Below are 21,586 nucleotides of genomic sequence, written 5' to 3'. Positions count from 1 at the left end.
GGGGGCCGCACCCCGAACCGCACCCGCCGAGCCCCTTGCCAGAGCGGGCCGAGCCGCCTCCCGACCCCCGACCCCCGACCCCCGACCCCCGACCATGATCACCAGATTCGGGGCGAGTGAGGCCGTCAGCGTGCCGTTTCACCCCGAACCCCCTGGTGATCATGAACCCCGCCACCGACCGACTGAAGGACCCGTCACCGTGATCCACCCGTTCTCCCTCGCCGCCCGCCGCAAGGCCCTGGACCTGACGGTCGCCGAGGTCGCCGACCGCGTCGGCGTCCACCTCGCCACCGTCTACGCCTGGGAGGCCGAGGACAAGACCCCGACCCCCGCGCACTACCTCACGTGGTGCAACGCGCTCGGGCTGACCTACCGGGACGTGGTCAACCACGAAGCGTGGGAGGCCAACCCGGACGCCGAGTTCACGTTCCTGTCCGCCCTGCTCACCCTGCGCCGCACGGGGGACCAGTACTTCATGAGCGGTGAAGCGAAGCTGTTCCGCGCCCCCGACGGCTACCAGCCGCCAACCGCCGCCGAGCTGTTCGCCGAGGCCCCCGCCGTTTCGGCCGGCTGACCGCCCCGACACCCGAACTACCCAGCCCCGTGCCGCAGATGGCCGGGGCTTTCCCGTTCCCGCCGCAGCGGCGGGAACCCCGAGGAAAGGCGCCACCCCGTATGACTGGCAACACCTTCGAGATCACCGACGTCGTGGCCGTGAGCCTGGCCCTGATGCGCTCCAACTCCGTCCTTGGCGAGTGCGTGATGCGCGACGCCGAGGCCGCGTTCACCGGCGGCCGGGGCGACTCGGTGCGGGTGCGCACCCCCAAGCGCCGCGTCGCCCAGAACTTCAACGGCACCACCGTCTACACCAAGGTGGAGGAGGGCCACGTCCAGGTGAAGCTGACCGACGAGCCGACCGACGCCGCCGCCTTCACCACCAAGGACATGACCCTCAACATAGAGAGCTTCGGCCAGCAGGTCCTCAAGCCCAGTTGGACGCCGTCTCCACCTACGTCGAGAAGTCCGCCGCCGCCCTGCTCAACGCCGCCAGCAAGGCCGCCGGAGCCCGCGTCATCAAGGCCGACGCCAAGCCGGGCGAGGCTGGTCACGTCGTGAAGATGCTGACCGCCGCAGCCGCTGACTTCACCCGCCGCGAGATCCCCGCCACCGATCGATTCCTCGCCATCGGCCCGGACGTGCAGAACATCCTGCTGGATGTCGAACAGCTCCAGAAGGTCAACGAGGCCGGAGACTCCCACGCGCTGCGCAACGCGACCATGGGCGAGCTGTTCGGCTTCCGCGTGGTCGTCTCCCCGCACCTGGACGGCGCGGTCGCCTTCCACAAGACCGCGTTCGCCCTCGCGGTGCGCGCCCAGCGAGGTGCAGGGCGGAGCCCGCTCGGTCTCCGCCGCCGACAACCAATACGCGCTGCGCGTGACCATGGACTTCGACCCGTCCGTGAAGTCCGAGGTGTCCATCGTGGACACCCTGTGCGGCGTGGCCACCATCGACCCGGCCCGCGCCATCGCCTTCACGGTCACCCCACCCGCCAAGGTGTGACCCCTCCGGGTTGGGACCTTGGAAAGAAATAACCAAGGTTCCCGCCACCCCGCCGGGTGCTCAAACTCCAAATGGAATTTGAGCACCCAGGGCTCAATGTCAAGACTGACATTGGGGCCGTCCCGCCTAACCGGCTCAAACGGACCAGTCCCGCGCCGCCCGAGACGCGCCCGGCCAGGTGTCAATTTTGACACCTGGCCGCCCCCAGCCCCGTCCCGCCGCCAGACCGGAGAACCCATGCCAACGCCCGCCGAGGTCATCCCCGGGGGTGTCGCCCACCCCGACACCCCCACGCCCGCCGACCCCATGCCGACCTCCGCCGCCGAGGCTGACCCCTCCGGCCGGCCGGAGCCCGAGCCCGACCCGCGAGACGCCCGAATCGCTGACCTGGAAGCCGAGTTGGCCCACGTCCGCGAGGAGCACAGCGGCGCATCCGTCGAGGCCGACGAGCTACGCGGCCAGGCCGCCGAGGACGCCCGCCGAGCCGAAGCGGAACAGGTCATCGCCGGATACTCGCTGCCGACGTTCGCCGCCGACGCGGCCCGCGCCGCCGCCCCCTTCGTGGACCTGGACGCGCTGTGTCGCAACCTGGCCGAGGCGACCATCCCGCGCCCACTGTTCGGGGTCGGCGGGCTGACCCCGAACGCCCCCGCCAAGACCGACCACCAGGCGATCGCAGAGCGACTGATTCGCCGGGCGTGGTGACCGCCGCTAACTGCGGAAATTTCCGCAGTTAGCCCAGGGTCGCAACTGCGCATTTTTGCGCGGTTGGGGGCTTTGGAGCGACAGCCTGTCCCTCCAAAGCCAGGGCCAGAGGGCGGAGGCCACAAGCCCCCGCGCGACGGCCGATCAGGGCCTTGCCGGAGGTCTACCCTTCGAGCTGCCTGCGAGGCCGCGAGGCGGACGCACAGGACCGTCGCGGGGCGGCTCCGGCCGGACGGTTGGTTGGTGGACAGCCTGTCCACCAATTCGCTCCTGCCGGTGACGCTGCGCGGGTCACACCGAAGGACAGCCGACGCTCATAGGCATACGGCCACACGCAGCGTCAAGCACATCGCGACGCCGAACCAGCCTTTCGCAAAGCTGAGTTGGCGTCGTCGTTCGCCGACTCGAAGCGCGCGAGACGTCATCGAACGCGAGGCTTCGGCGCGCGTCGGCGCGTGACGCCAATCACGTCACCCGGGGGGTGACTCCTCCCTGCGCCTTCTTCTTCTCCGGGGCGTCATAGCAGCCCAGCACCGATGCGCATAGGCATGAACCAACCCTCATGCGCACAGCGTCACATCCATACACCGAGAGTAGTGAAAGGGGTCTCCCTGAACGAGATCATCACCGACCTGCGCGCCGGATTCTCCGCCCTGGAGGTCGAGTTGGACCCCCAGGAGGACGCCGCACTTCGCCTCGCCGAACACCACCTACGCGACGCCGTGCACTGCGACGAACAGGTCCGCGCGGACGGCCGCCTGATCGCCGGAGGCACCCGCCACGGCGTCATGGTCGCCCACCCGCTCATCGCCGAGGCCCGCCAGCTCCGCGCCGAAGCGGGCCGCCTCATCGCCCGCGTCCGCCTCCCCGCCGACGAGCCCCCGGTGGGCCGCTCCAGCGCCGCCCGCAGCCTCGCCGCCCACCGCTGGGGCAACCGCATCTGACCGCCTGAGCACCCCGGCCCCGGCCGCCCAACGAACTGGGCAGCCGGGGCCTTTCGTGCGTTCTGGGCCGGTTACTCTCCGCTCGGCCGGCGGTGGACGCTGTGTGATTCTGGCGGGGCGTCATGTCGCAGGGGCTTCGTCGGGGGTGAGACTTCACTGGCACCCTTGACGCATGTCACGCTCTCGGGTGATGGTCGCGCACGCCAGTGCAACTGACTCGACAGGGGTGGGGACCATGGAGCTAACGTTCGTCGGCATTGATCCCAACACGGACACGGACGAGAGCCCTACCGTGTGGGTGGACGAGGAGGCCGAAGACCTGGTGTTTCAGTCGTACGTGGCCGATGCCGAGACCGTTGCCACGTGCGCTGAGACACACATCCCCGGCCACTCGTCCGGATGCCCCGAAGGTGAGGGCATCTTCCGTGTCCCGTTCCGCATGGTGCCGATGATCCGAGAGGCTTGTGATGTCGCAGAGCGTGCCCACCGTCGCCGACTTGCTCAGGGTGGCGAAGACGTCAGCGGTACATCTTGAGCTGAGGGACAGCTACGGGATCACCCGCGAGTCGGAAGCGCTCAGGGCATGGCGGGAGACCGGCGCCCGGAACGTGGACCCCGAGTCGGACCACTGGCGATCGTGGGTGGAGCTGATCCAGGACGCGACTCGCCGGGGCGTGGTCGTCCGCCGTGCCCGGGTGGTGTCCGAGCCCGTCTCGGAGTACATCCGGTACGAGCATGCTGGTACCTCGGTGATCGTGGGCGCTGGTGAGCAAGTTCGTTGGATGCCCCGCCGGTTGGCGTCCTCGCTGGCTCTGCCGGGTAACGACTTCTGGCTGTTCAACGGCCAGTTGGTGCGCTTCAATCACTTCACCGGTGAGGGTGCGTCGGCCGCACCCGAGTACACCGAGGACCCTGCCGTTGCAGAGCTGTGCGCCTCTGCGTTCGAGGCCGTCTGGGAGCGTGGCACCCCGCACGCCGATTACGCGGTCTGAGAGGCCCTGAGAGCACCGCTGATGCCCGCTTCGCCGCTCTCCAGTGCCCAGGAGGCACGGAAGGCCATTGCTGACCGGCTGGGAGGCATTCGCAGGGATGCTGAGCTGACCGGCCTTGAACTTGCTCAGCGCTGCGGCTGGCACGCGTCCAAGTCCTCTCGGATCGAGAATGCCCGCACCATGCCGTCGGATACCGATATCCGGGCATGGTGCGAGGCTTGTGGAGTTCCTGAGCGGGCTGCCGACCTGATCGCTGCCTCTCGGTCGGCTGACTCGATGTACACCGAGTGGAAGCGTATTCACCGCACGGGGATGAGGCAGACTCAGGAAGCGATCACCCCGCTGTTCGAGCGAACACGCCACATGCGCGTCTACTGCTCCGCCGTGGTCCCCGGCCTGCTCCAGACGCCCGCCTACGCCACGGGGCTACTCGAAGCCATCACGGAGTTCCGGGGCATCCCCAACGACGTGCCGGAGGCTGTAGCGGCCCGCATGGCGCGGTCGAACGTGATCCGCGAGGGGAACCACCGGTTCGCCTTGCTGGTCGAGGAAGACGTGTTGCGGCATCAGCTTGCCGACGATGAGGGGATGGCCGGACAGCTCGGCTACCTGCTGACCGTGATGTCCCTCCCCAACGTCTCTCTCGGCGTGGTGCCGTTCAAGGGCCGCCGGAAGATGTGGCCCGTCGAGTCCTTTTCGATCTTCGATGACACACGGGTGCAGGTAGAGCTGTTGTCGGCTCGTGTGGTTGTGACGGCCCCTGGTGAGATCAGCACGTACGCCAAGGCGTTTCAGGACATGTCCCGGATGGCCGTCTACGGCGCGCATGCGCGGGCGCTGATCACCGAGGCCATTGCCGCCCTGGGATGACGTTCTGCAATGCCGTGCAATGTGCTCGCGGCTCGGCCTGCTTGCTCCCTACCGTCTTGCTGACGGGATTGCAGATGCAGTCGCAGCAGCGGACGTAGGGAGCGTGCAAGCGATGACGACGGGTACGCGGCAGCGACGGCGCAACCGGGACGACCGACGGGCCACCCCGCAGGAGATGGCCGCCATTCTGGACGAGTACCGGACGGCCGAGGCCCTGCGGAAGGCGGGCAAGCTCCGGCCCGTGCGTCCCTACTGTGCCTGCCACGTGCACGCGAAGGGACTGCCCGGTGTCGAGGGCTGACGTCCGGAGCGGTGACCCCGAGCACGCCGAGCTGCGCCCCTGTCCGCGCACCGGCCCTGTCGGCTTGGAGGGGTACGGCGTCCTGGACTACCGCGACGGCGGGCCGCCGACGTGGGCCGAGGGGCGGGCCGGGCGGCCGGTCTGGTTCTCCGGTTTCGCGGAGGCCCGGGACTGGGCCGACAGGGAGCTGAACCCCCCTGCCGAGCAGACCGAGTTGGAGCCTGCCGAGTCGGCGGCGATGACCCGGCTTCGGGCGGGCACGAGGCTGATCAACTCGCGGCCCGCCTGGCGGATGTAGGCCGGGAACGGCCCATCCAGACTCCCGCCCCGACCGGCGGACCTTGGACAGCTCGAACGGTCGGAGCGGGTTCCGCACCACCGAACGACCCGGGCACCAACCAGTGCCCGGCTCCGCCTCAGTGTGAGGAGACACCAGTATGAGCACTCCGACGCCCGGACCCAACAGGCCCCCGGGCCCGGGGCCGATGCCGCCCGGCGCGGCCTCCGGCCCGGGGCGCCCCTGTGCGCGGGCCCAGAAGCACACCAACTGATCTGCACCATCGACGGAGAGGAGACCCCAGTCATGGGTAAGCACGGAGACGGCAAGGGCGGTTCGAGCGGGGACAAGGGGCAGAGCCCGAAGGAGTCGGACGGCCAGTGGAGCAAGCCGATCCCCCCGGCCCCGAGCAAGTGAGCGGCTGCAACTGATGAACGACTACGCACAGTTGCTCGCGGGGCTGACCGAGGCCGGCGACCTGGGCGAGGAGTGGCGGGGCGCGTTCGAGCGCGCCCCGCGCTCTGCCTTCGTCCCCGATGTGGTGTGGGCCCCGGACGAGGACAGCCCGAGCGGGTTCCGGCGGCTGCGTCGGGCCGATGAGCCGGACCGCTGGGAGGAGTTGGCAGGCGCCAACAGCGTCGTGGTCACCCAGCTGGACGACGGGAAGCCGGACGGCCCCGGGGTGCCCACGTCTTCGGCTTCCCTGCCCGCGCTGGTCGCACGGATGCTCGGTCACCTGGACGTGGGGGACGGCCACCGGGTCATGGAGGTGGGCACCGGGACGGGGTGGACGGCCGCCTTGCTCTGTGCACGGCTCGGTGATGAGAACGTGACGACGGTCGAGCTGGACCCCGCTGTGGGCCACGCGGCCCGGAGGAGCCTTGCAGCGGCCGGGTTCAAGCCCGTGAGCGTCATCGGGGACGGCTTGGATGGGTGGGCGCTGTCCGCGCCGTTCGACCGCATCCACTCGACGGCCGCCGTGCAGCGGGTGCCGCGCGCGTGGATCGAGCAGACCCGGCCCGGCGGGGTGATCGTCACGCCATGGGGCACGCCGTACGCCAATGCGGGGCTGCTGCGGCTGGAGGTCGGCGAGGCGGGCGGGCCGTCGTACGGCCGGTTCGTGGACAACGTCAGCTTCATGTGGGTGCGTGCTCAGCGCCCGCAGGAGGCGGACCGTCCCGGGACGGCCCCGGACTCGCGGGGCCCGTCCCGGATGGACCCGGAACTTGCCAGCGAGAGCGTGCACGCCGCGTTCGCCATCGGGCTGCGAGTGCCAGGGGCGCGCTACATGCACACCTGGGACGAGCAGGACCCGGCGCTGACGTACCGGATGCAGCTGACCGACGGCCGGGGTTCCTGGGCGTCCGTCCGGTACAAGGACTGGGACGACGAGGGCGCGGTGCACCAGGCCGGGCCGCGTCGGCTCTGGGACGAGATCACCAGGGCCCGGCTCTGGTGGCTGGAGGAGGGCAGGCCCGAGCTGACCCGTTTCGGGATCACCGTGACCCCCGACGGCGAACAGGCCGTCTGGCTCGACAGCCGGGACCACCCGATCACGTAGCGGGCCCGAGCACCCTGCCCGTGTGTCGTCCCCCGTGGCGCACGGGTAGGGGCCACCACGAGGTTGTGGCACCTTGCAGCTCAGCTCATTTCCGCAGGTCGGGAACAAGGTGCAAGCTCGGTGCGTTCTTCCAGGTCGTGGCCCAGACCACCTCGCACGGGAGGTTCGCCAGCCGGGCCCCGTGCCCGGGATCGATCCTGGTCAGCAGCGGATTCGCGTCCGCGCCCAGCGGTTCGGTACCTGTCTCGTAGGTCGGATACGGCTGGGGTGCGGCACCGAAAGGGATGAGTGGTCCGTCGACATCAAGGAACAGCAGCGGCCACTGCACAGAACCAGTCACGACAGCACGATAGCCGCAGATCCTGACGTAGACGCTCTCGACGAGGACGGGCCGGGCCACCGGGTCCCGTACAGGCGCGGCTGCTTCCTTCGGGCGCGGGAGAGCGTCCGGCCGTCCAGGCGTTGGGCCTGTTCCGGTGTGGTGCGGGGTTCCTGCGGGGTGGCTCAGGCGCGTGGTGCGATGTCTTCGAGGGCGTCGACGGTGCCGGACATGACGACCCGGATGTGTGCGGTGAGGTGTTCTGCGGGCCAGTCCCACCAGGCGAGGTCGAGGAGGCGGGTGATGTCGGCGGCGGCGTAGCGGGTGCGGATGAGTTCGGCCGGGTTGCCGCCGACGATCGCGTAGTCGGGGACGTCGGCGACGACGACGGCGCCGGAGGCGATGATCGCGCCGTGCCCGATGCGTACCCCGGGCATGATCATGGTGTTGTGGCCGAACCAGACGTCGTTGCCGACGACGGTGTCTCCCCGGCCCGGCAGGCCGGCGAGCAGGTCGAAGTGCTCGGCCCAGGAGCCGCCCATGAGGGGGAAGGGGAAGGTGGAGGGGCCGTCCATGCGGTGGTTGGCGCCGTTCATGAGGAACCGCACCCCGGTGCCCAGCGCGCAGAACTTCCCGATGACCAGTTTCTCCGGCCCGTAGTGGTGGAGGACGTTACGGGTCTCGAACGCGGTCGGATCTTCCGGGTCGTCGTAGTAGGAGTACTCCCCGACCTCGATCAGCGGTGAGGTCACCAGCGGCTTCAGGAGCACCACGCGCGGCTGATCGGGAAAGGGATGGAGCACCGTCGGGTCCGCGGGGAGCTGGGTCATGGCCATCGCTTTCGGTTTCTCTTCGGGAACAGCGGAAAAGAATCCCATTCTGCCTGCTTCGCCTCCGAGGTCGCGGAGGCGACCGTGCTCCACGAGGCCGTCGCGGACTCCGGGGACGACGCCTCGCCACCTTGGTCACGACACGACGACCAGTACGACCGCCTCGCCTCGGCCCCGGTCGAAGGGCCCGCCACCCTGGTCGACTTCACCGGGCAGCCGGAGCGGCTGCTCCAGGTCTACGACCACTTCGCGGGGGACCTGACACAGACCCTGCTGGTCGGATACACGCACCCGGGCGCGCGGATCGCACCGCCGCAAGGGCTGACCGACCCGGTGCAGGAGATCTTCTTCACCCCGCCCGAGGAGGAACAGGCCATCGCGGCCGAGGGCGCCGAGAGCTACCTGCGCCGGTACGCGACCGCCGAGGAACGGTACGTGAAGGACTCCGCCTCGTGGCTCTCCGTCCGGCGTCTGGAGGGCCCCGACGGGCTCCTGGACGCCTTGGACGCCCTGCTCGCCGGTGAGTTACCCGCGCACACCGGGACAGTCATCAGCCCTTCCTGACCGTCCCGCCTCCGTGCGACGGAGGAGCTGAGGAGCCGGAGCCCGGCCTGTCGGGCTCCGGCTCCTCCGCCGCACGTACCGTCATCGACCACCGGACCCGGGTGCGGGCGGGTACGGGTGCGGGTGCGGGGCAGCCGCCCGCGCCGGGCGGCTGCCCCGCGCGGGCCTGTCCCGGTCGCGTAGGCGTTGTACGCGTCGAGGACGCGCTGGGCCTCGGGCTCGGCCCGCGCGAACCGTTCGGCGACCGGCACTCCGCCGGTCAGCGCGTCCAGCATCGCTTCCATCATGACCATCTGGACGCCGTGCAGCCCGCCGGCCAGCGGGCCGTGCACGTGCGCGGGCCCGACGCGCAGGGCCAGCTGCTCCAACGGGGCCCGGTGGTGCGGGTGTTCGTCGAACCAGCCCTCCTGTTCCAGCAGCGCGACCGACTTGAAGGTGCCCGCCCGGTCCTCCAGGACCCCGGTGTGCAGGTAGTGGCCGTTCCGGTGCAGCCTCTGCCACCACGTCACATGGGCCAGCAGTTCCGGCGAGGTGAGAAGGGCACGGCCGGACCGGCCCGAGTGGCCGTTGTCCGCGTCGGTGAGCACGCCGCCCTGCTGGGCGAGCGCATGCTGCATGAACTTGCCGCCGACCGGCCAGGCGATGCCGTGCGCGGGCCCGTCCGGCAGCGCGGTGACCGCCTCCCGGACGACGGTGCCGCCGTCCGGGCCGCAGAAGCCGGCCTCTCCCCGGCCCTCCCCGGCCCTCCCCGGCCCTCCCCGGCGGGCGATGTCCGGCGTGGTGCTCAGAAGAGGCTCGTACTGGACGGGCCGAAGAACTCGATCTCCGCCAGGGAGACCTGCTTGTCCGGCGCCGCCCGGTAGGCCGACTCGACCGTGAAGCGGACGGAGATGACCGTGCCGACCCGCAACGCACGGCGTTGCGGGCCCAGGCCCTGGTCAAGGGTGAGCCGACGGGTCTCGGTCGTGCCCTTCTCCGTGCGGATCGTCACCTTGAGGTGGTGCGGCAGGGCGGACCGGTCGATCTGGTCGGCGCGGGGCGAGACGCCCGGTGTGATGATCACGTCCAGCAGACGGGTCGGCTGCTCGAAGCGGGCCTCGATCCACTCGCCTTCGCCGGACTGCGAGACCCCGGGGCCCCACCAGGTGTTGTTCAGCTTGTCGAAGGCCAGGTCCGGTTGGTGGCCGGGGTAGGAACGGGAGGCGGCGAACCCGACCGGGGAGACCTGGGCGCGCTTGGCGAAGTGGTCGCGGGTGGCCTGGACGCCGCGGGGGGCGGTGAACGCCAGCACGGTCAGCGCCGTCAGGACGAGGGCCACGGTCAGCCACGTCAGGACGCGGCCGAAGGTGCGGCGCAGACGGGGGCGGTCGCCGGCCCAGGGTGTCTCGCGGTGCCGGGAGGACGGCAGGCGCCGCCACCACGGGCGGCGGCCCGGCGGGGCCTCGGGGCCGGCCGTGGGCATCGCGCAGCGGACGCAGAAGTGGCGGTCGGGGTGGTTGGGGGTGGCGCACCACGGGCACGGCGCCCCGCCGTGGACGCCCTGCTCCGGTCCGGGTTCCCGGACGGACTGCGGGGGCTGCGGCAGGGGCCGCCCCGGCAGGACGGGGTCGACGGAAGGGGGCGGCGCGTCGGACGCGGGTACGGGGACGAGGAGGTGCCGGGCACGGTCGGAGAGCGCCTCGGGGGCCGGGGCGGTGGCCGGGGCCGGGACGGGGGCCGGGGTGGGAGTGGTGTCGGGGGCGGGGGTGCCCGAGGTGGCGGGGGTGCCCGAGGTGGCGGGTTCGGGTGCGGGCGGCTGGTCCGGCGTCTTCGCGACGGGGTCCCGGGTGGTGGTGGCCGGGGGCTCGGTGGGGGCCGTCCCGCCCGCGGCGCCCGCGGGGACCGGGGCGGGTGGCGCGCCGGGCCCCTCGCCCTCGGCGCCGCCGGCCCCGGCAGCGGCGGGAGCCCCGGCCCCCGGCCCGCCCCCCGTACCCGCGGCGGCGGCCCGTTCCGTCCAGCTGAGCACCGCGCCGCACGCGTCACAGAACGACTGGCCCGGTTCCGCGCGGACTCCGCACTCGGCACAGCGGGGGATCGTCGTCATGGTTCCAGGGTCCTTTCGGGGGGTTCCGCGGCGGTCACCTGGACCGTGTACGGCATGTGGGCGGGGCGGGTCGCGGCCACCAGGGTTTCCAGGCGGACCTCGTCCGCGAGGGTGGGGTCCGGGAGCCGTAGGTGGACGTGGAGGCGGGGGCGGCGCTCGCCGGGGACCGGGCCGAGCGGGTGGGCGCTCCACCCCGCGGCCCCGCTCTCGGTGATCTCCGGCGCGACGCCGAACGCCAGCCGGACCGTCTCCGCGAGCCCCCGCCGGGTTCCGCGGACGCGGTGCAGGCGCGCGGCGGCGGCGACGGCCGCGCGCAGCAGGTGTTCGGGTTCGGTGCCGTCGGTCTCGGCGCCCACCCAGGTGGCGAGCCAGCGGGTGAAGTCGAGCGGCGCGAGGGCCGGGTCGAAGTAGGCGGGCAGGCAGTCGAGGACGTTCGGGATCGGTGCCAGCGCCTCGTCGATCCCGGCCACGAAGCGCTGGGCCAGGTCGTCGTCGGCGAAGACGGCCGGCAGCATCGGGCCGAGGGGGAGCGAGGAGCCCAGCCCGTCGACGGAGCCCCTCACCGCCCGCCCCCGCCCGGCGGGACCGGCAGGGTCGTCGTCAAGGGCGCGGAGGCCGTCGGGTCCGGCGGCAGGGTCTTCACGCGCCCATCACCCGGACCCGGTGGTCGTAGGAGAAGACGAGCGACGGGGCTTTCAGGTCGATGCGGGCGGTCGGGTCGCCGCGCTGCCCGGTGAGCGGGTCGGCGGGGTGAAGGACGATCTCGTCGACGAGTTCGACGCCGGGCACGCGCTGGAGGACGGCGAAGACCTCACCCGCCTGCACCGGGCGTCCGAAGGGCCAGCCCGTGCCGTCCGCGCCGCCGGTGAGCGGGTCGAGGTGGCGGTAGAGGGCGTCGTGGGCCCGGCGGCGCACCCGGTCGGTGTCGACGCCGCGGAAGGCATGGACCGTGGCGACGACGGTGACGCCCTGGTAGAACGGCGGCCCGACGGCCAGCCGGGTCCCGATCAGACGACGTTCGTCGAGGTACCGGGTGATGCGCTCCAGCAGGGCGTCACCGGGCACGAGTTGTTCGAAGCGGAGCCTGCCGCCGGGGTCCGGGACGGCCTGCGGCACCACCAGTACCCGCACCGCGTACGCGCCGTGCTCGCTCTCCTCGCCCTCCAGGCAGGTGATGCGGGCGGTCTCCGGGGCGGCCCGGCGGGCCAGCTCCTCGTAGTCCCGCAGGGTGACCGCGCGGTCCTGGGCGCGCAGGGTGACCGGTGCGCGGAGTTTGGCCTCCTCGACGGTCTCGCCGTCGACCCCGCCGCGCGCGGCCTCCCGGTTGACGACCTCGGCGACGTACGGGATGGAGGTGCGCAGGACCCGCACGGCGCCCCGGGCGACGTTTCCGGCCCGGCCGCCGCCGGTGCGGTAGCGGCGGGCGCGGATGACGGCGCCCTTCGGCGCGGCCTTGCCGTACTGGCGCAGCGTGCCGTCCTCCTCGCGCACCGCGGGTCCGAAGGCGATCTCGCCGGTCGTGGCGTCGAGGGTGAGGTGGCGGTCCTCGGGTCCGGAGGCGGCGAAGTGCGGGACGACCCGCCAGTCCTCCCAGCCGTCGTGCTCGGCGCTCTGGAGGAGCAGCGGCGGGTCGTCGCCGACGACGGGCGTACGGGCGAGGTGCAGGCGTTGGCCGGGGAGGCCGGTGGATTCGCCGAGCGGCTCGTCGTGCACGGTCTCGGCGTGGACGACGGCGGTGGTGCCGCCGATGGTGCAGGCGTCGGCGGCCCGTACCGTCGGGGAGGTGGTGTAGAAGGGCTGGCCGGGACGGGGCGGGGTGACCCGGCAGCGCAGCCAGCCCGCCTCCCGGCCCGCGTTGCGGGACAGCACGTGCCCGGCGGGGACGTGCAGGACGACCGTGCCGGGCCGGTTGAGACCGCCGGTGCCGTCGCGGTCGACCTCGCAGGGCTGCCAGCCGTCCTCGGTCCACGCCTCCCAGGCGAGCGGTGGCGTGCGCGGGTCGACACCGACGCCGTCGACCCGGCTGTCGAGTTCGAGGGCGACGGCGCAGTGCGGGACGGCCGCGCTCAGACCGAACAGCAGGCAGTCGTGGGGGGCGGGCGACTCGTCGAAGCACAACAGGTCGTTGCCCTCGGCGAGTTCGTGGGTGCGGTCGACGACGGGTCCACCCTGGTGCTGCACCATGAGGTGCCGCAGCTCGCTGGGGACGAGCACCAGGTCGTGTTCGGTCGCGAAGACCACGGCTTCCTGGGCCTCGGTCCGCAGGGTCGCCGCCTCGGTGCCCGTCTCGATGGTCAGCGGCTCCTCCTGCGGGGCGGAGAGCCAGAAGGTGACGTCGGTGCGGGCCGCGGTGGGCGGGAAGAGGGTGATGCCGACGAGGTCGAGGAAGGCCAGGTGGTTCTTGTCCGGGACCCGGTTGAGGCGGTAGACGATCTGGTCGGCCATGTGCGCGACCGTCTCCACGAGGGTGACGCCCGGGTCGGAGACGTTGTGGTCGGTCCATTCCGGGGCGCGTTGCTGGATGTAGCGCTTGGCGTCGTCGACGAACTGCTGGAAACGACGGTCGTCGAGGTGGGGCGAGGGCAGGGCCATCGGTGATCAGCGGTCGCTTTCCAGAGGCGGGAGTGAGGCGTCCGGCTCGTCGTGGGACGGGATGACGTAGAAGGGGAAGACCAGGCTGCGCGGGTTGTTGGCGCCGCGGATCGAGTAGCGGACGTCGATGTGGAGCACGCTCTGGTCGGTGCCCGTCGACACCTCGACGTCCTCGACCTCGATGCGGGGCTCCCAGCGGTCGAGGCTGATGTACACCTCGTGCCGGATGCGGCCCGCCGTCTGTTCGTTGACGGGCGCGAAGACCAGGTCGTGGATGGCGCAGCCGAACTCGGGCCGCATCGGGCGCTCGCCCGGCGCGGTGGACAGCACCAGCCGGATCGCCTCCTCGACCTCCTTCTCCCCGCTGACCAGCGCGATCCCGCCGGTCGGCCCGATGCGCAGGGGGAACGCCCACCCTGATCCGACGAATTGTTCGGCCATCTGTCGTCCACCGCCTGGAGGAGAACCGGAAAGGAGCTGGGAGGGGGGAGGGAAAAGAACGGGGAGGGAGCTGGGAGGGGATGGGGGAGGGATGTGGGGAGGGGAGGGAAAGGGGGCTAGAAGGGAGGGGGGAGGGTAACGCCGTTGGCGTTGCCCTTGCCCATGAGCATGTAGGTGCTCGCGCGCAGCCCCACGTTGACCGCGGCGTTGATCTGGACGCTGCCGCCCGCGGTGAGGGAGGCGAGGCCATCGGAGTGGAGGGAGGCCAGGCCGCCCGCCTTCATGTGCAGCGCGGCCGCCGCGCGCAGGGAGACCGCTCCGGTCAGGGAGGTGATGTTGACGACGCCCTGCCCCTGGATGGTCAGCGGTCCGCCGCTCTTGAGGGTGAGGCGGCGCCGGGCGCTGAGCGACAGGTCGGTACCCGCCTCCACCGACACCGAACGGCTCCCGGTGATGGTGACCTCCCCTCCGCTGTCCACGGTGATCCTGGTGTTCGCCCGGTCGAGGTGGACGGTGAGTTTGCCGTCGCCGCTGGCCAGTCGGACGCCCTCGGAACGGCCCCGCTGGTCGAGCAGGTCCATGCGGTTGCCGGCCCGGTCGGAGACGGTGCGCCGGGTGGCCCGGCCGCGGAGGCCGTCGTGCAGGGGTTCCTTGACCTTCGTCGGCCTGTCCTTGCCGTTGTAGAGCCCGCCGATGACGTAGGCGTGGTCGAGCGCCCCCCGGTCGAAGGCGACGAGGACCTCGTCGTTCACGTCCATGGGGAACACTCCGCCGCCGCGCACCCCGCCCCCTTGGACGGTCCGGGTCCAGTCGCTCACGTAGGTGTCGTCCAGCCACGGGAACCGCAGTTTCACCCGCCCCTGCTGGAGCGGGTCCTGGACCTCGGTGACGAGCGCCGGGGCCACACTGAGCTGGCGGTCTCCGGCGCCGCCCGCGCCGCCGCCGGAGGCCACCCCGTACAGCGACCGCCACTGCCGGCCGCTGACCGTCACCAAGGTCTCGTAGACCCTGGACTCGGCGAAGACGTGCCGCACGGAGGTGACCGTGTACTTCCCTTCGAAGGGGTGTCCGACGCCGGAGAGCGCCACCGGTACCCCCGGCCGCAGCTTCGGTTTGCCGCGCACCACGACCTCCACTTCGGCGAAGGCGGAGGTGACGTCGTCGGCGAGCGCGTCGGCCGCGTGCTTCACCTGGGCCTGCCGGTCGTACGGCGTCCCCGTCTCGACCAGCGTGGACTTCTTGAACTCGCCGGCCGCGGCGCCCGGGGTGGAGCCGATGCTGAACCCGGGGTTGGTGGCGGCGGTGGCGGTGGCGGTGAGCGTCCGCTTCTTCTGGACGTCCCATCCGCGTGACTCGACCGTGCGCACCTGGTCGGCGGCGGTGACCGCGGTGCGCAGCCGCAGGATGTCGTGGCCGGCCTGGAGCACGAACGTGCTGTGGTCACCGTCCGTGCGGGGCGACGGCGCTCCGGAGGCGTCCTTCGCCTTCACGAACTGGAACCGTCCGTCCGCGTCGACGGACATGACCATCTCGTTGTCGTCGGCGAGCCGGGCCAGGAAGTCCCAGTCGGTGATGTTGGCCTGGCTGATGAACTCGTAGACGGTCTTGGTGGGCTGGACGCGCCCGAGGGGCACGCCGTCGAGCACGGCGAGGTCACGGGCGATGTCGGAGGCGGTCTGGTCGCGGTAGGCGGCGACCCGGCGCTGTCGCATCAGCCGGAAGCCGTAGTCGTAGCCGCGGACCACGGCGTAGCTGCCGGTGCCGTCGTACTCGGCCTCCATCGCGGTGACCTCGCCGGTCAGCAGCGGATCGGCGGCGCCCTGGCCGTCCGCGACGGGAGCGAGGACGACCGTGGTGCCGAACGAGATCCCCAGCTTGCCGAGGAGGAACCGGGAGGGGTCGCGGAAGACCAGCTCGAAGGCGGCGGGCGCGCCGAGGCCCTGGTCGATGTGGGTGCCGACGAGGTACGGGCCGAACTCGGACTCGGCCGTCAGGTCCGTGCCGCCGATGGTCACCTTGAGGACGTTGGAGAAGGAGAACTGGACCATTACGGGCGCACCTCCTCGGGGGCCGGGAGCAGCAGTTCCGTGCCGGCGCGCAGCCGTCCGGGGTCGTCGATCCCGTTGGCCCGGGCGATCGCCCGCCAGGCGGTCGCGTCGCCGTACTCCCGCCAGGCCAGCGAAGGGAGCGAGTCCCCGGCGACCACCCGGTGCACGCGCTGCGCGGTCAGTGCGCCCGAGGTCGGGTTCTGCCGGGCGGTCTTGCTGGGTATCTCGTTGAGCTGGAGCCGGCAGGTGGCGCGGATGGGCACGCCGCTGGTCCCGAAGAGGGTGTAGGAGACGTCCACGGAGCTCACGTACGCGGTGAAGCGGGCCGTCGAGAACGATCCCCACTGGAAGACCACCCAGGGCGGCGACGGCTGCTTGGCGGCGATGCTCTTGGCGGTCACCTGGCAGCAGGACAGGAGGGATTCGACTTTCTTCAGCACGGAGGTGCTGGTGGGCCTGGCGGAGGAGTCCAGGAAGACCTCCAGGCCGAGCCGGCGCGGTTCGCTGCCGAGGAACTCCGGTAGCGGGCCGTCGCGTTCGACGGGCGCGGCGGAGTACTTCCACTGGGCGCTGCGGCCGATCGACAGCTCGGCCGGGTTGAAGTCGAAGGAGAACGTCTTGATGAGACCGCCCGGGGTGGTGCTGGTGCCGACGGGGGGTTGGTGGATGGCGAGGGTGGCACGGACAAGACTCTTGCCGGCCCCGCTGCTACGACCTGCCATGGCTCTGCTCCGCCGTGCCCTTCACTTCGAGTCCGTGCATCCTGGTCGGTGCCTTCCTGATCCGTGCCTTGCTGACTTGCTGACTTGGTGGGTCCGGTCCGCCGATCGGTGTCACGGTCCGCCGTCGCGTGGTCAGTCCGTGAATCCGTGGTGGGTGATCTCCAGGACCTCGGTGGCCACGGAGGGGTTCCCCGGGTCCAGGGACGGCCCCTGCCAGCTGACCGGCAGCACGTCGAGCAGTCCCCACCGGGCCACTTCCGAGCCGTCCGCGCGCAGCGCGGTGATCTGCGCGGTGGGACGCTTGATCCCCGTCTGCACGGAGGAGATCCACTTCGCGACCTTCGTGGTGTCGGGGGTGAGCGGGCGGGTCAGCCGGATCGTGGAGAACGTGACGCGGGTCGGTAGCTGCCACACAAAGCCGTTGTTCCCGCCCTCCTGGCGGTGCTCGATCTCCACCTGGGACGACAGGCCCTCGCACCCGTTGAAGTAGCCGAGGCTCTCGCCGTCGATGGACAGCGTGAACCAGATGGTGCTGCCCGGGTCCTTGCGCTCCATCGGGGGCCTTCTTTCTTTCTGTCAGCCAGTCAGTCAGTCAGTACCGGGAGTCGCGCAGCTTGCCCACGCGTTCGCGGTCGCGGCGGAGTTCGGTACGGACGTGCCGGGTGACGCGGTCGATGATCCGGTGCACCAGGCCGTCGATCTGGTATTCGGTGAGCTTTCCGGGGTCGAACCCGCCGTCGGGGACCGATTCCTCGTAGCTGGGGGGATCGGTGGAGTTCGAGGTGCCCACGGCCTCTTCGTTGGTGTTGGCGGGGAGTTCACCGGGACCCGGACCGGGTTCGGGTCCCGAGGGGGATCGGGAGGCCGAGAGGACCGGGGCCGGGAACGGGGACGGGGGTGGGCCGGTGGGGACGGCGGCGTCCCGCTGGACGGTGACGGGGGCGGAGACCGGGAGGGGCGTGGGGGTGGGGGCCGCGGGGAGGGTGAGGGGGGCGACGGGGAGGGCCGGGCGGGAGGCCGGACGGTGGAGGGCGACGAGCCGGGCGTCGGGGGTACCGGTGGCAGGGGCCCGCAGGGGGGCGGTGCCGGCCGGGGGTGCGGTGACGGGAGCACCCAGGGAGGTGCGGCCCCTGGCGGCGGCCCGCTGGACGGGCGGGGCGGGACGAGGGGCGGCCGGTCCGGGGGGCGGAACCGGACCGGAGACGAGGGGCGCGCCCAGGCCGACGCGGCGGGGACGCGGGGGCGGCGACGCGGGCGTGGGACGGGTACCCCCGGCCGGCACGGTCACCCCGGGCTTCACGGTCACCCCGGGCGCCGGTGTCCGTTGCTGGACGGGAGGCTGGGGGTCGCTGGGGAGGCCAGGGAGGCCGGTGGTCGGGGTGGTGCTGCTGGTGCTGGTGCTGGTGTGCTGGAGGGCCGCGCGCTGGACCGGCTGCGTTGCGGACGCGGACGGCGGCGCTGTCGTGACCGCCGGTGCCGTGGGCGGCGGCATCGACGGTGATGTCACCGTCGTCAATGCCGATGCCGGTGTCGCCGTACCGTTCGCCGATCGGGGAGCGCCGGATGACGCCGAGGGGGCGGAGTGCTCCGCTGACGGGCCGCCCGTCTGCGTGCCCCGGGCGACCGGGGCCGGTGGCGCGGGGGTGCGCGGGGCGACCGGCAGGGTCCGCCGCTGGACGGCCGGGGAGGACGAGGTGATCTCCGGGGCCCTGGTCAGCGGACTCCGCCGGGTGGCAGGAGGCGCGGGGGCCACGGGGGTGACGCGGATACCCGGCGCGGGAAGCGGGGCGGGAGCCGGGGCGGGACGCGCGGACGGCGGAGAGGGTTTCACGGGTGACGTGGTCGTCGCCCGCTGGACCGAGGAGGTCTCGGGGCCCGGCTTCGTACGGGGGGCCGACGGGTTCGCGGGCGAAGGAGGTGAAGGAAGCGAAGACGGTGAAGGAGGTGAAGCCACGGAGGCAGGGGGCAAGGAAACGGGAAGCACGGAGACGGCGGGGGGCTCGGCGAGATCTGTGGCCCGGGTCACGGTCTGTGGCTCGACGGCGCGTCGCACGGACGGAACCTGCGGTTCGACGGACGCGGCGCGCCGTGGAGCCGTCGGAGGGACGGCGGTCGTACGGGGTGCCGTGTCCTCGGGCGGCTCGACCGCCCGCTGAACGGGTCGGGCCGGTGCACCTGTCGCCGACGCGGCCCCCTGCGACGGCCTCGCCGCCCGCTGAACCGGTGGGATCTGCCCACGCGGGGACGACATGGGTACGGGGGATGCTTCTGCCGCCGGTTCCGTCCCCGTCGACGGACGTGACGGGGACGGCGCCATGGCCACAGGCGCGGCTGGGGACACAGTCGAGGCCGCAGCTGATGGTGCCGCGCCGGGCGCCTTCGCTCCCGAACGCACCGAAGCAGGGGGAAGCGTGTCCTCCGCCGGGCCCGACGAGGGACGCGGCCGGTCCGCCGCGCCCGACCGCTCCGGACCAGGACCCGGACCCGAGACAGACGTAGACGTAGAGGCAGGAACAGGAACAGGGACAGAGGCAGAGGCAGAGGCAGAGGCAGACGACGGTGCCGGGACCGTTGAGGGCGCGGACGGCGCCGGGGTCGGGGCCGATGCCGCGGCCCCGGGCTCAGCCGCCCGTTGGACCGGCTGGGCGCGCTGGACGGGGTGGATCGGCCGGGTGGTCCGGAGCAGTGGAGTTCGCTCGTTCGCGCCCGTCGGGGGCTTCGTGTCCGTCGGGGGCACGGCCCGAGCCGTCAGCCAGGGCCCCGTTGCGACTCCGGGCACGGGCGCCGACGTGTCCCCGCGCGGGGACGCCTGCACGGGCGCGGGTACCGGCTTCAGGGTGCGCCTCACCGGGCCTGCCCCCACCGCGCCTCGCGCCCCGGCCACGCCGCCGGGCCCGTTCCCCCGTACGCTCCCGCTTCCGGCACCCCGGCTTCCGGCACCCCGAGCCACCGGCCCGCCCGTACCGGACAGGGCCAATCGCTGTACGGGCACCGTCGCACGGGACACCGTCACCGAACCGGGCCGCGCCCCGGGGGCCGTACCCGAACCTGATGCGACACCCGGGCCCATGCCCATGCTCATGCCCGTCCCCATGCCCGTCTCCGGGCCCCGTGACCGCAGCGGCACCACCGGCAGCCGGCCGGCCGTCGCTCCTGCGACCGGCAGGGCGTTGAGCGGGTGCTCCAGACCGGAGAACGCACCGCCCGCGCCCGAGGCCGGCGCGGTCCCGGCCAGGGAGGCGCTCGACGGGCCGTCCAGGACCGTGTGCGCGCGTGCGGCCGTGAACGACGGGTTCTGCCAGGTCGGCAGGCGACGCGAGAAGGACGCGTCGGCGACCGGCGCCCCGCTCTCCCCCACGGCACGCTGGATCGGCGGCAGCCCCGGCCAGGCCGCGGCGGCCACCGGCGCCGAGGGCGCAGCGGTCCCCGAGGGGGCCGCCACCGCCGCCACCCCTGCCACCTCCGCCGTACCCGTACCCGCCGTACCCGTACCCTTCGTACCCGTACCCTTCGTACCCGCCGTCAAAGGCGTCGTCACGTCGCCCCGGCGCCTTCGCATCCGGTCCCAGAAGCCCATCCGTCAGCCCTCCGCGGCCCGCGTCACCAAGGACGCGATCTCGGTCGTGCAGCGGCGCCGGTCGGCGTGTTCCAGGTCCAGGATCTCCTCCAGGCTCCAGTGGAAGTGGTAGGCGACGTACGCGATCTCCTCGTGCAGCCGGTCGGTCGCGTACGTCACGATTCCCCCAGGCGGCTCCCGCCGAGCTCCACCTCGAAGGGCTCCGAGCAGTGCGGGCAGGACACCGCCGCCCGGGTGTGGCCCTCCGCGTTGATCTGGCGGTAGAAGTCCTGGAGGAACGCCAGGTCGGAGGCGAACATGTGCTCCACGATCCCGTCGTGGACGCTCGGCAGCGTGCCCAGTCGTGTGATGACCCGGCCCAGCAGGACCACCGACAGGTACGCCGGGTTCTCCTGCACCCGGACGTCCCGCAGCGGGATCAGCTCGTCGCGGGCGGTCGACAGCCGCATGGTGCCGTCCTGGTGGACGACGCCCTGACCGTCGACGTACCCGCGCGGTAGCTGGAAGTCGAACTCCGTACGCAACTGCCGCTGCTGCGGGGGTGGTTGCGGGACGGGGGCCGGGGCCGCGTCCGTCCGGTCCGGGGGGAACGGACCGGACGGGGCCTGGTCCCGCTGTTGGTCCCACTGCTGACCCTGCGGCTGTTCCTGCTGCCGTACGAGGGGCGACGCGGCCGAGCGACGCCTCACTCGATGACCAGTTCTTCGAAGGTGATGGTCACCGTCTCGGTCAGCGCGGACGCCTCGCCCGCCTTCAACGTGCTGGCGTCGACCTTGCTGCACCAGGCGCTGCGCAGGTTGTACCGCTTCACCGGGTTGTTCTCGAAGTCCATCATGATGATGGTGGCGTTCTTGCGGGCGGTGGCCATCTGGCCGTTGATCGACTCGTTGATCCACTCCGTGAACGACGCGGACTGGGTCATGCCCCGGATGACCGTGCAGGTGCCGTTCTTCTTCACGCCCGGCAGGTTGCGTACGTGGTTCTTCCCGTCCGGGGTGTTCTGCTGGTAGGTGATGACGTCCTGCTCCATGGTGAGGCCGGTGACCTCGGCGAGGTACTCGATCATCACGCCGTCGATCTGGAGGCCGAAATTGTGTGAGGTGAGGGCGTCACCCTGCTGAAGACTCATGTGCTGCTCCTACCTGTCCTTCTCACGGTGGCGTGCTGTCGACGGGGTGCGGCGGGGCGGCGGGGCGGCGG

At 72.0% G+C, this 21,586-nt stretch carries 23 protein-coding genes and 1 pseudogene; 11 read left to right on the top strand and 13 right to left on the bottom strand.

Features of this window, described 5'->3' with window-relative positions; all coding sequences use genetic code 11:
* Positions 1–199: 199 nt before the first annotated feature.
* The 10 genes from ACIA5F_RS09875 to ACIA5F_RS09830 all read left to right on the top strand — a co-directional run bounded on the left by ACIA5F_RS09875 (position 200) and on the right by ACIA5F_RS09830 (position 7,210).
* A complete protein-coding gene (locus ACIA5F_RS09875; RefSeq protein ID WP_399351089.1) occupies positions 200–574 on the top strand; it encodes a helix-turn-helix transcriptional regulator in 375 nt (124 codons plus the stop codon).
* Positions 575–675: 101 nt separating this feature from the next.
* Positions 676–1,116 carry a hypothetical protein gene (locus ACIA5F_RS09870; protein WP_399351087.1) on the top strand — a complete coding sequence of 147 codons (441 nt, stop codon included), beginning with the start codon at positions 676–678 and terminating at the stop codon, positions 1,114–1,116.
* Between the two features lie 264 nt (positions 1,117–1,380).
* Positions 1,381–1,560, top strand: a complete 180-nt coding sequence (locus ACIA5F_RS09865; protein WP_399351085.1) for a hypothetical protein — start codon at positions 1,381–1,383, stop codon at positions 1,558–1,560.
* Between the two features lie 237 nt (positions 1,561–1,797).
* Positions 1,798–2,265, top strand: coding sequence for a hypothetical protein (locus tag ACIA5F_RS09860; RefSeq protein ID WP_399351083.1), 468 nt, complete (start codon positions 1,798–1,800; stop codon positions 2,263–2,265).
* A gap of 596 nt (positions 2,266–2,861) precedes the next feature.
* Positions 2,862–3,209 carry a hypothetical protein gene (locus ACIA5F_RS09855; protein WP_399351081.1) on the top strand — a complete coding sequence of 116 codons (348 nt, stop codon included), beginning with the start codon at positions 2,862–2,864 and terminating at the stop codon, positions 3,207–3,209.
* Positions 3,210–3,676: 467 nt separating this feature from the next.
* On the top strand, positions 3,677–4,201 hold the full coding sequence (locus ACIA5F_RS09850) for a DUF6879 family protein (RefSeq protein ID WP_399351080.1): 525 nt from the start codon (positions 3,677–3,679) through the stop codon (positions 4,199–4,201).
* A 21-nt stretch (positions 4,202–4,222) separates the two neighbouring features.
* Positions 4,223–5,071 carry a helix-turn-helix domain-containing protein gene (locus ACIA5F_RS09845; RefSeq protein WP_399351078.1) on the top strand — a complete coding sequence of 283 codons (849 nt, stop codon included), beginning with the start codon at positions 4,223–4,225 and terminating at the stop codon, positions 5,069–5,071.
* A 112-nt stretch (positions 5,072–5,183) separates the two neighbouring features.
* Positions 5,184–5,372 carry a hypothetical protein gene (locus ACIA5F_RS09840; RefSeq protein WP_399351076.1) on the top strand — a complete coding sequence of 63 codons (189 nt, stop codon included), beginning with the start codon at positions 5,184–5,186 and terminating at the stop codon, positions 5,370–5,372.
* Positions 5,359–5,670, top strand: coding sequence for a hypothetical protein (locus tag ACIA5F_RS09835; RefSeq protein ID WP_399351074.1), 312 nt, complete (start codon positions 5,359–5,361; stop codon positions 5,668–5,670). The genes ACIA5F_RS09840 and ACIA5F_RS09835 overlap by 14 nt, the downstream gene beginning before the upstream one ends.
* 409 nt (positions 5,671–6,079) lie before the next feature.
* Positions 6,080–7,210 (top strand): methyltransferase domain-containing protein, encoded by a 1,131-nt coding sequence (locus ACIA5F_RS09830; RefSeq protein WP_399351072.1) that lies wholly within the window; start codon positions 6,080–6,082, stop codon positions 7,208–7,210.
* 130 nt (positions 7,211–7,340) lie between these two features.
* Here ACIA5F_RS09830 and ACIA5F_RS09825 read toward each other — a convergent pair.
* Positions 7,341–7,550 (bottom strand): annotated as a pseudogene (locus ACIA5F_RS09825) (hypothetical protein); the annotation flags it as partial.
* Positions 7,551–7,714: 164 nt separating this feature from the next.
* Positions 7,715–8,359 (bottom strand): CatB-related O-acetyltransferase, encoded by a 645-nt coding sequence (locus ACIA5F_RS09820; protein WP_399351070.1) that lies wholly within the window; start codon positions 8,357–8,359, stop codon positions 7,715–7,717.
* Between the two features lie 84 nt (positions 8,360–8,443).
* Between ACIA5F_RS09820 and ACIA5F_RS09815 the strand changes: the two genes are divergently transcribed.
* Positions 8,444–8,923 (top strand): DUF2855 family protein, encoded by a 480-nt coding sequence (locus tag ACIA5F_RS09815; RefSeq protein ID WP_399351068.1) that lies wholly within the window; start codon positions 8,444–8,446, stop codon positions 8,921–8,923.
* A 784-nt stretch (positions 8,924–9,707) separates the two neighbouring features.
* Here the strand turns inward: ACIA5F_RS09815 and ACIA5F_RS09810 are convergent.
* The 11 genes from ACIA5F_RS09810 to ACIA5F_RS09760 form a co-directional block, all read right to left on the bottom strand.
* The gene (locus ACIA5F_RS09810; protein WP_399351066.1) at positions 9,708–11,006 is read right to left on the bottom strand and encodes an NADase-type glycan-binding domain-containing protein; all 1,299 of its coding nucleotides are present in this window, start codon (positions 11,004–11,006) and stop codon (positions 9,708–9,710) included.
* Positions 11,003–11,569, bottom strand: coding sequence for a phage tail protein (locus ACIA5F_RS09805; RefSeq protein ID WP_399351065.1), 567 nt, complete (start codon positions 11,567–11,569; stop codon positions 11,003–11,005). Before ACIA5F_RS09805 ends, ACIA5F_RS09810 begins: the two co-directional genes overlap by 4 nt.
* A gap of 76 nt (positions 11,570–11,645) precedes the next feature.
* Positions 11,646–13,598, bottom strand: coding sequence for a putative baseplate assembly protein (locus ACIA5F_RS09800; RefSeq protein ID WP_399351062.1), 1,953 nt, complete (start codon positions 13,596–13,598; stop codon positions 11,646–11,648).
* Between the two features lie 6 nt (positions 13,599–13,604).
* Entirely contained in the window at positions 13,605–14,039 is a 435-nt protein-coding gene (locus ACIA5F_RS09795; protein WP_399351060.1) for a GPW/gp25 family protein, read from the bottom strand.
* Between the two features lie 116 nt (positions 14,040–14,155).
* Positions 14,156–16,087 (bottom strand): VgrG-related protein, encoded by a 1,932-nt coding sequence (locus tag ACIA5F_RS09790; protein WP_399351058.1) that lies wholly within the window; start codon positions 16,085–16,087, stop codon positions 14,156–14,158.
* Positions 16,087–16,809 carry a LysM peptidoglycan-binding domain-containing protein gene (locus ACIA5F_RS09785; RefSeq protein ID WP_399351056.1) on the bottom strand — a complete coding sequence of 241 codons (723 nt, stop codon included), beginning with the start codon at positions 16,807–16,809 and terminating at the stop codon, positions 16,087–16,089. Before ACIA5F_RS09785 ends, ACIA5F_RS09790 begins: the two co-directional genes overlap by 1 nt.
* Positions 16,810–16,941: 132 nt before the next feature.
* On the bottom strand, positions 16,942–17,364 hold the full coding sequence (locus tag ACIA5F_RS09780; protein WP_399351054.1) for a phage tail protein: 423 nt from the start codon (positions 17,362–17,364) through the stop codon (positions 16,942–16,944).
* A gap of 37 nt (positions 17,365–17,401) precedes the next feature.
* A complete protein-coding gene (locus ACIA5F_RS09775) occupies positions 17,402–18,301 on the bottom strand; it encodes a hypothetical protein (protein ID WP_399351052.1) in 900 nt (299 codons plus the stop codon).
* Positions 18,302–20,389: 2,088 nt separating this feature from the next.
* Positions 20,390–20,545: a DUF6760 family protein gene (locus tag ACIA5F_RS09770; protein ID WP_399351050.1), complete on the bottom strand. Its 156-nt coding sequence runs from the start codon at positions 20,543–20,545 to the stop codon at positions 20,390–20,392.
* A complete protein-coding gene (locus tag ACIA5F_RS09765; RefSeq protein ID WP_399351048.1) occupies positions 20,542–21,075 on the bottom strand; it encodes a hypothetical protein in 534 nt (177 codons plus the stop codon). Before ACIA5F_RS09765 ends, ACIA5F_RS09770 begins: the two co-directional genes overlap by 4 nt.
* Positions 21,072–21,515, bottom strand: coding sequence for a phage tail protein (locus tag ACIA5F_RS09760; RefSeq protein WP_399351046.1), 444 nt, complete (start codon positions 21,513–21,515; stop codon positions 21,072–21,074). Before ACIA5F_RS09760 ends, ACIA5F_RS09765 begins: the two co-directional genes overlap by 4 nt.
* Between the last annotated feature and the right edge of the window lie 71 nt (positions 21,516–21,586).

This window comes from Streptomyces sp. NPDC051567 (genome assembly GCF_044454165.1).
GTDB lineage: Bacteria > Actinomycetota > Actinomycetes > Streptomycetales > Streptomycetaceae > Streptomyces.
This window is presented reverse-complemented; position numbering and strand designations above follow the sequence as displayed.

Excerpts from the sequence above, each read along its gene's own strand:
- ACIA5F_RS09870 (WP_399351087.1), top strand. The coding sequence starts at position 676 with ATGACTGGCAACACCTTCGAGATCACCGACGTCGTGGCCGTGAGCCTG.
- ACIA5F_RS09860 (WP_399351083.1), top strand. The coding sequence starts at position 1,798 with ATGCCAACGCCCGCCGAGGTCATCCCCGGGGGTGTCGCCCACCCCGAC.
- ACIA5F_RS09850 (WP_399351080.1), top strand. The coding sequence starts at position 3,677 with ATGTCGCAGAGCGTGCCCACCGTCGCCGACTTGCTCAGGGTGGCGAAG.
- ACIA5F_RS09845 (WP_399351078.1), top strand. The coding sequence starts at position 4,223 with ATGCCCGCTTCGCCGCTCTCCAGTGCCCAGGAGGCACGGAAGGCCATT.
- ACIA5F_RS09840 (WP_399351076.1), top strand. The coding sequence starts at position 5,184 with ATGACGACGGGTACGCGGCAGCGACGGCGCAACCGGGACGACCGACGG.
- ACIA5F_RS09830 (WP_399351072.1), top strand. The coding sequence starts at position 6,080 with ATGAACGACTACGCACAGTTGCTCGCGGGGCTGACCGAGGCCGGCGAC.
- ACIA5F_RS09820 (WP_399351070.1), bottom strand. The coding sequence starts at position 8,359 with ATGACCCAGCTCCCCGCGGACCCGACGGTGCTCCATCCCTTTCCCGAT.
- ACIA5F_RS09810 (WP_399351066.1), bottom strand. The coding sequence starts at position 11,006 with ATGACGACGATCCCCCGCTGTGCCGAGTGCGGAGTCCGCGCGGAACCG.
- ACIA5F_RS09800 (WP_399351062.1), bottom strand. The coding sequence starts at position 13,598 with ATGGCCCTGCCCTCGCCCCACCTCGACGACCGTCGTTTCCAGCAGTTC.
- ACIA5F_RS09795 (WP_399351060.1), bottom strand. The coding sequence starts at position 14,039 with ATGGCCGAACAATTCGTCGGATCAGGGTGGGCGTTCCCCCTGCGCATC.
- ACIA5F_RS09790 (WP_399351058.1), bottom strand. The coding sequence starts at position 16,087 with ATGGTCCAGTTCTCCTTCTCCAACGTCCTCAAGGTGACCATCGGCGGC.
- ACIA5F_RS09785 (WP_399351056.1), bottom strand. The coding sequence starts at position 16,809 with ATGGCAGGTCGTAGCAGCGGGGCCGGCAAGAGTCTTGTCCGTGCCACC.
- ACIA5F_RS09780 (WP_399351054.1), bottom strand. The coding sequence starts at position 17,364 with ATGGAGCGCAAGGACCCGGGCAGCACCATCTGGTTCACGCTGTCCATC.
- ACIA5F_RS09775 (WP_399351052.1), bottom strand. The coding sequence starts at position 18,301 with ATGCCGCCGCCCACGGCACCGGCGGTCACGACAGCGCCGCCGTCCGCG.
- ACIA5F_RS09760 (WP_399351046.1), bottom strand. The coding sequence starts at position 21,515 with ATGAGTCTTCAGCAGGGTGACGCCCTCACCTCACACAATTTCGGCCTC.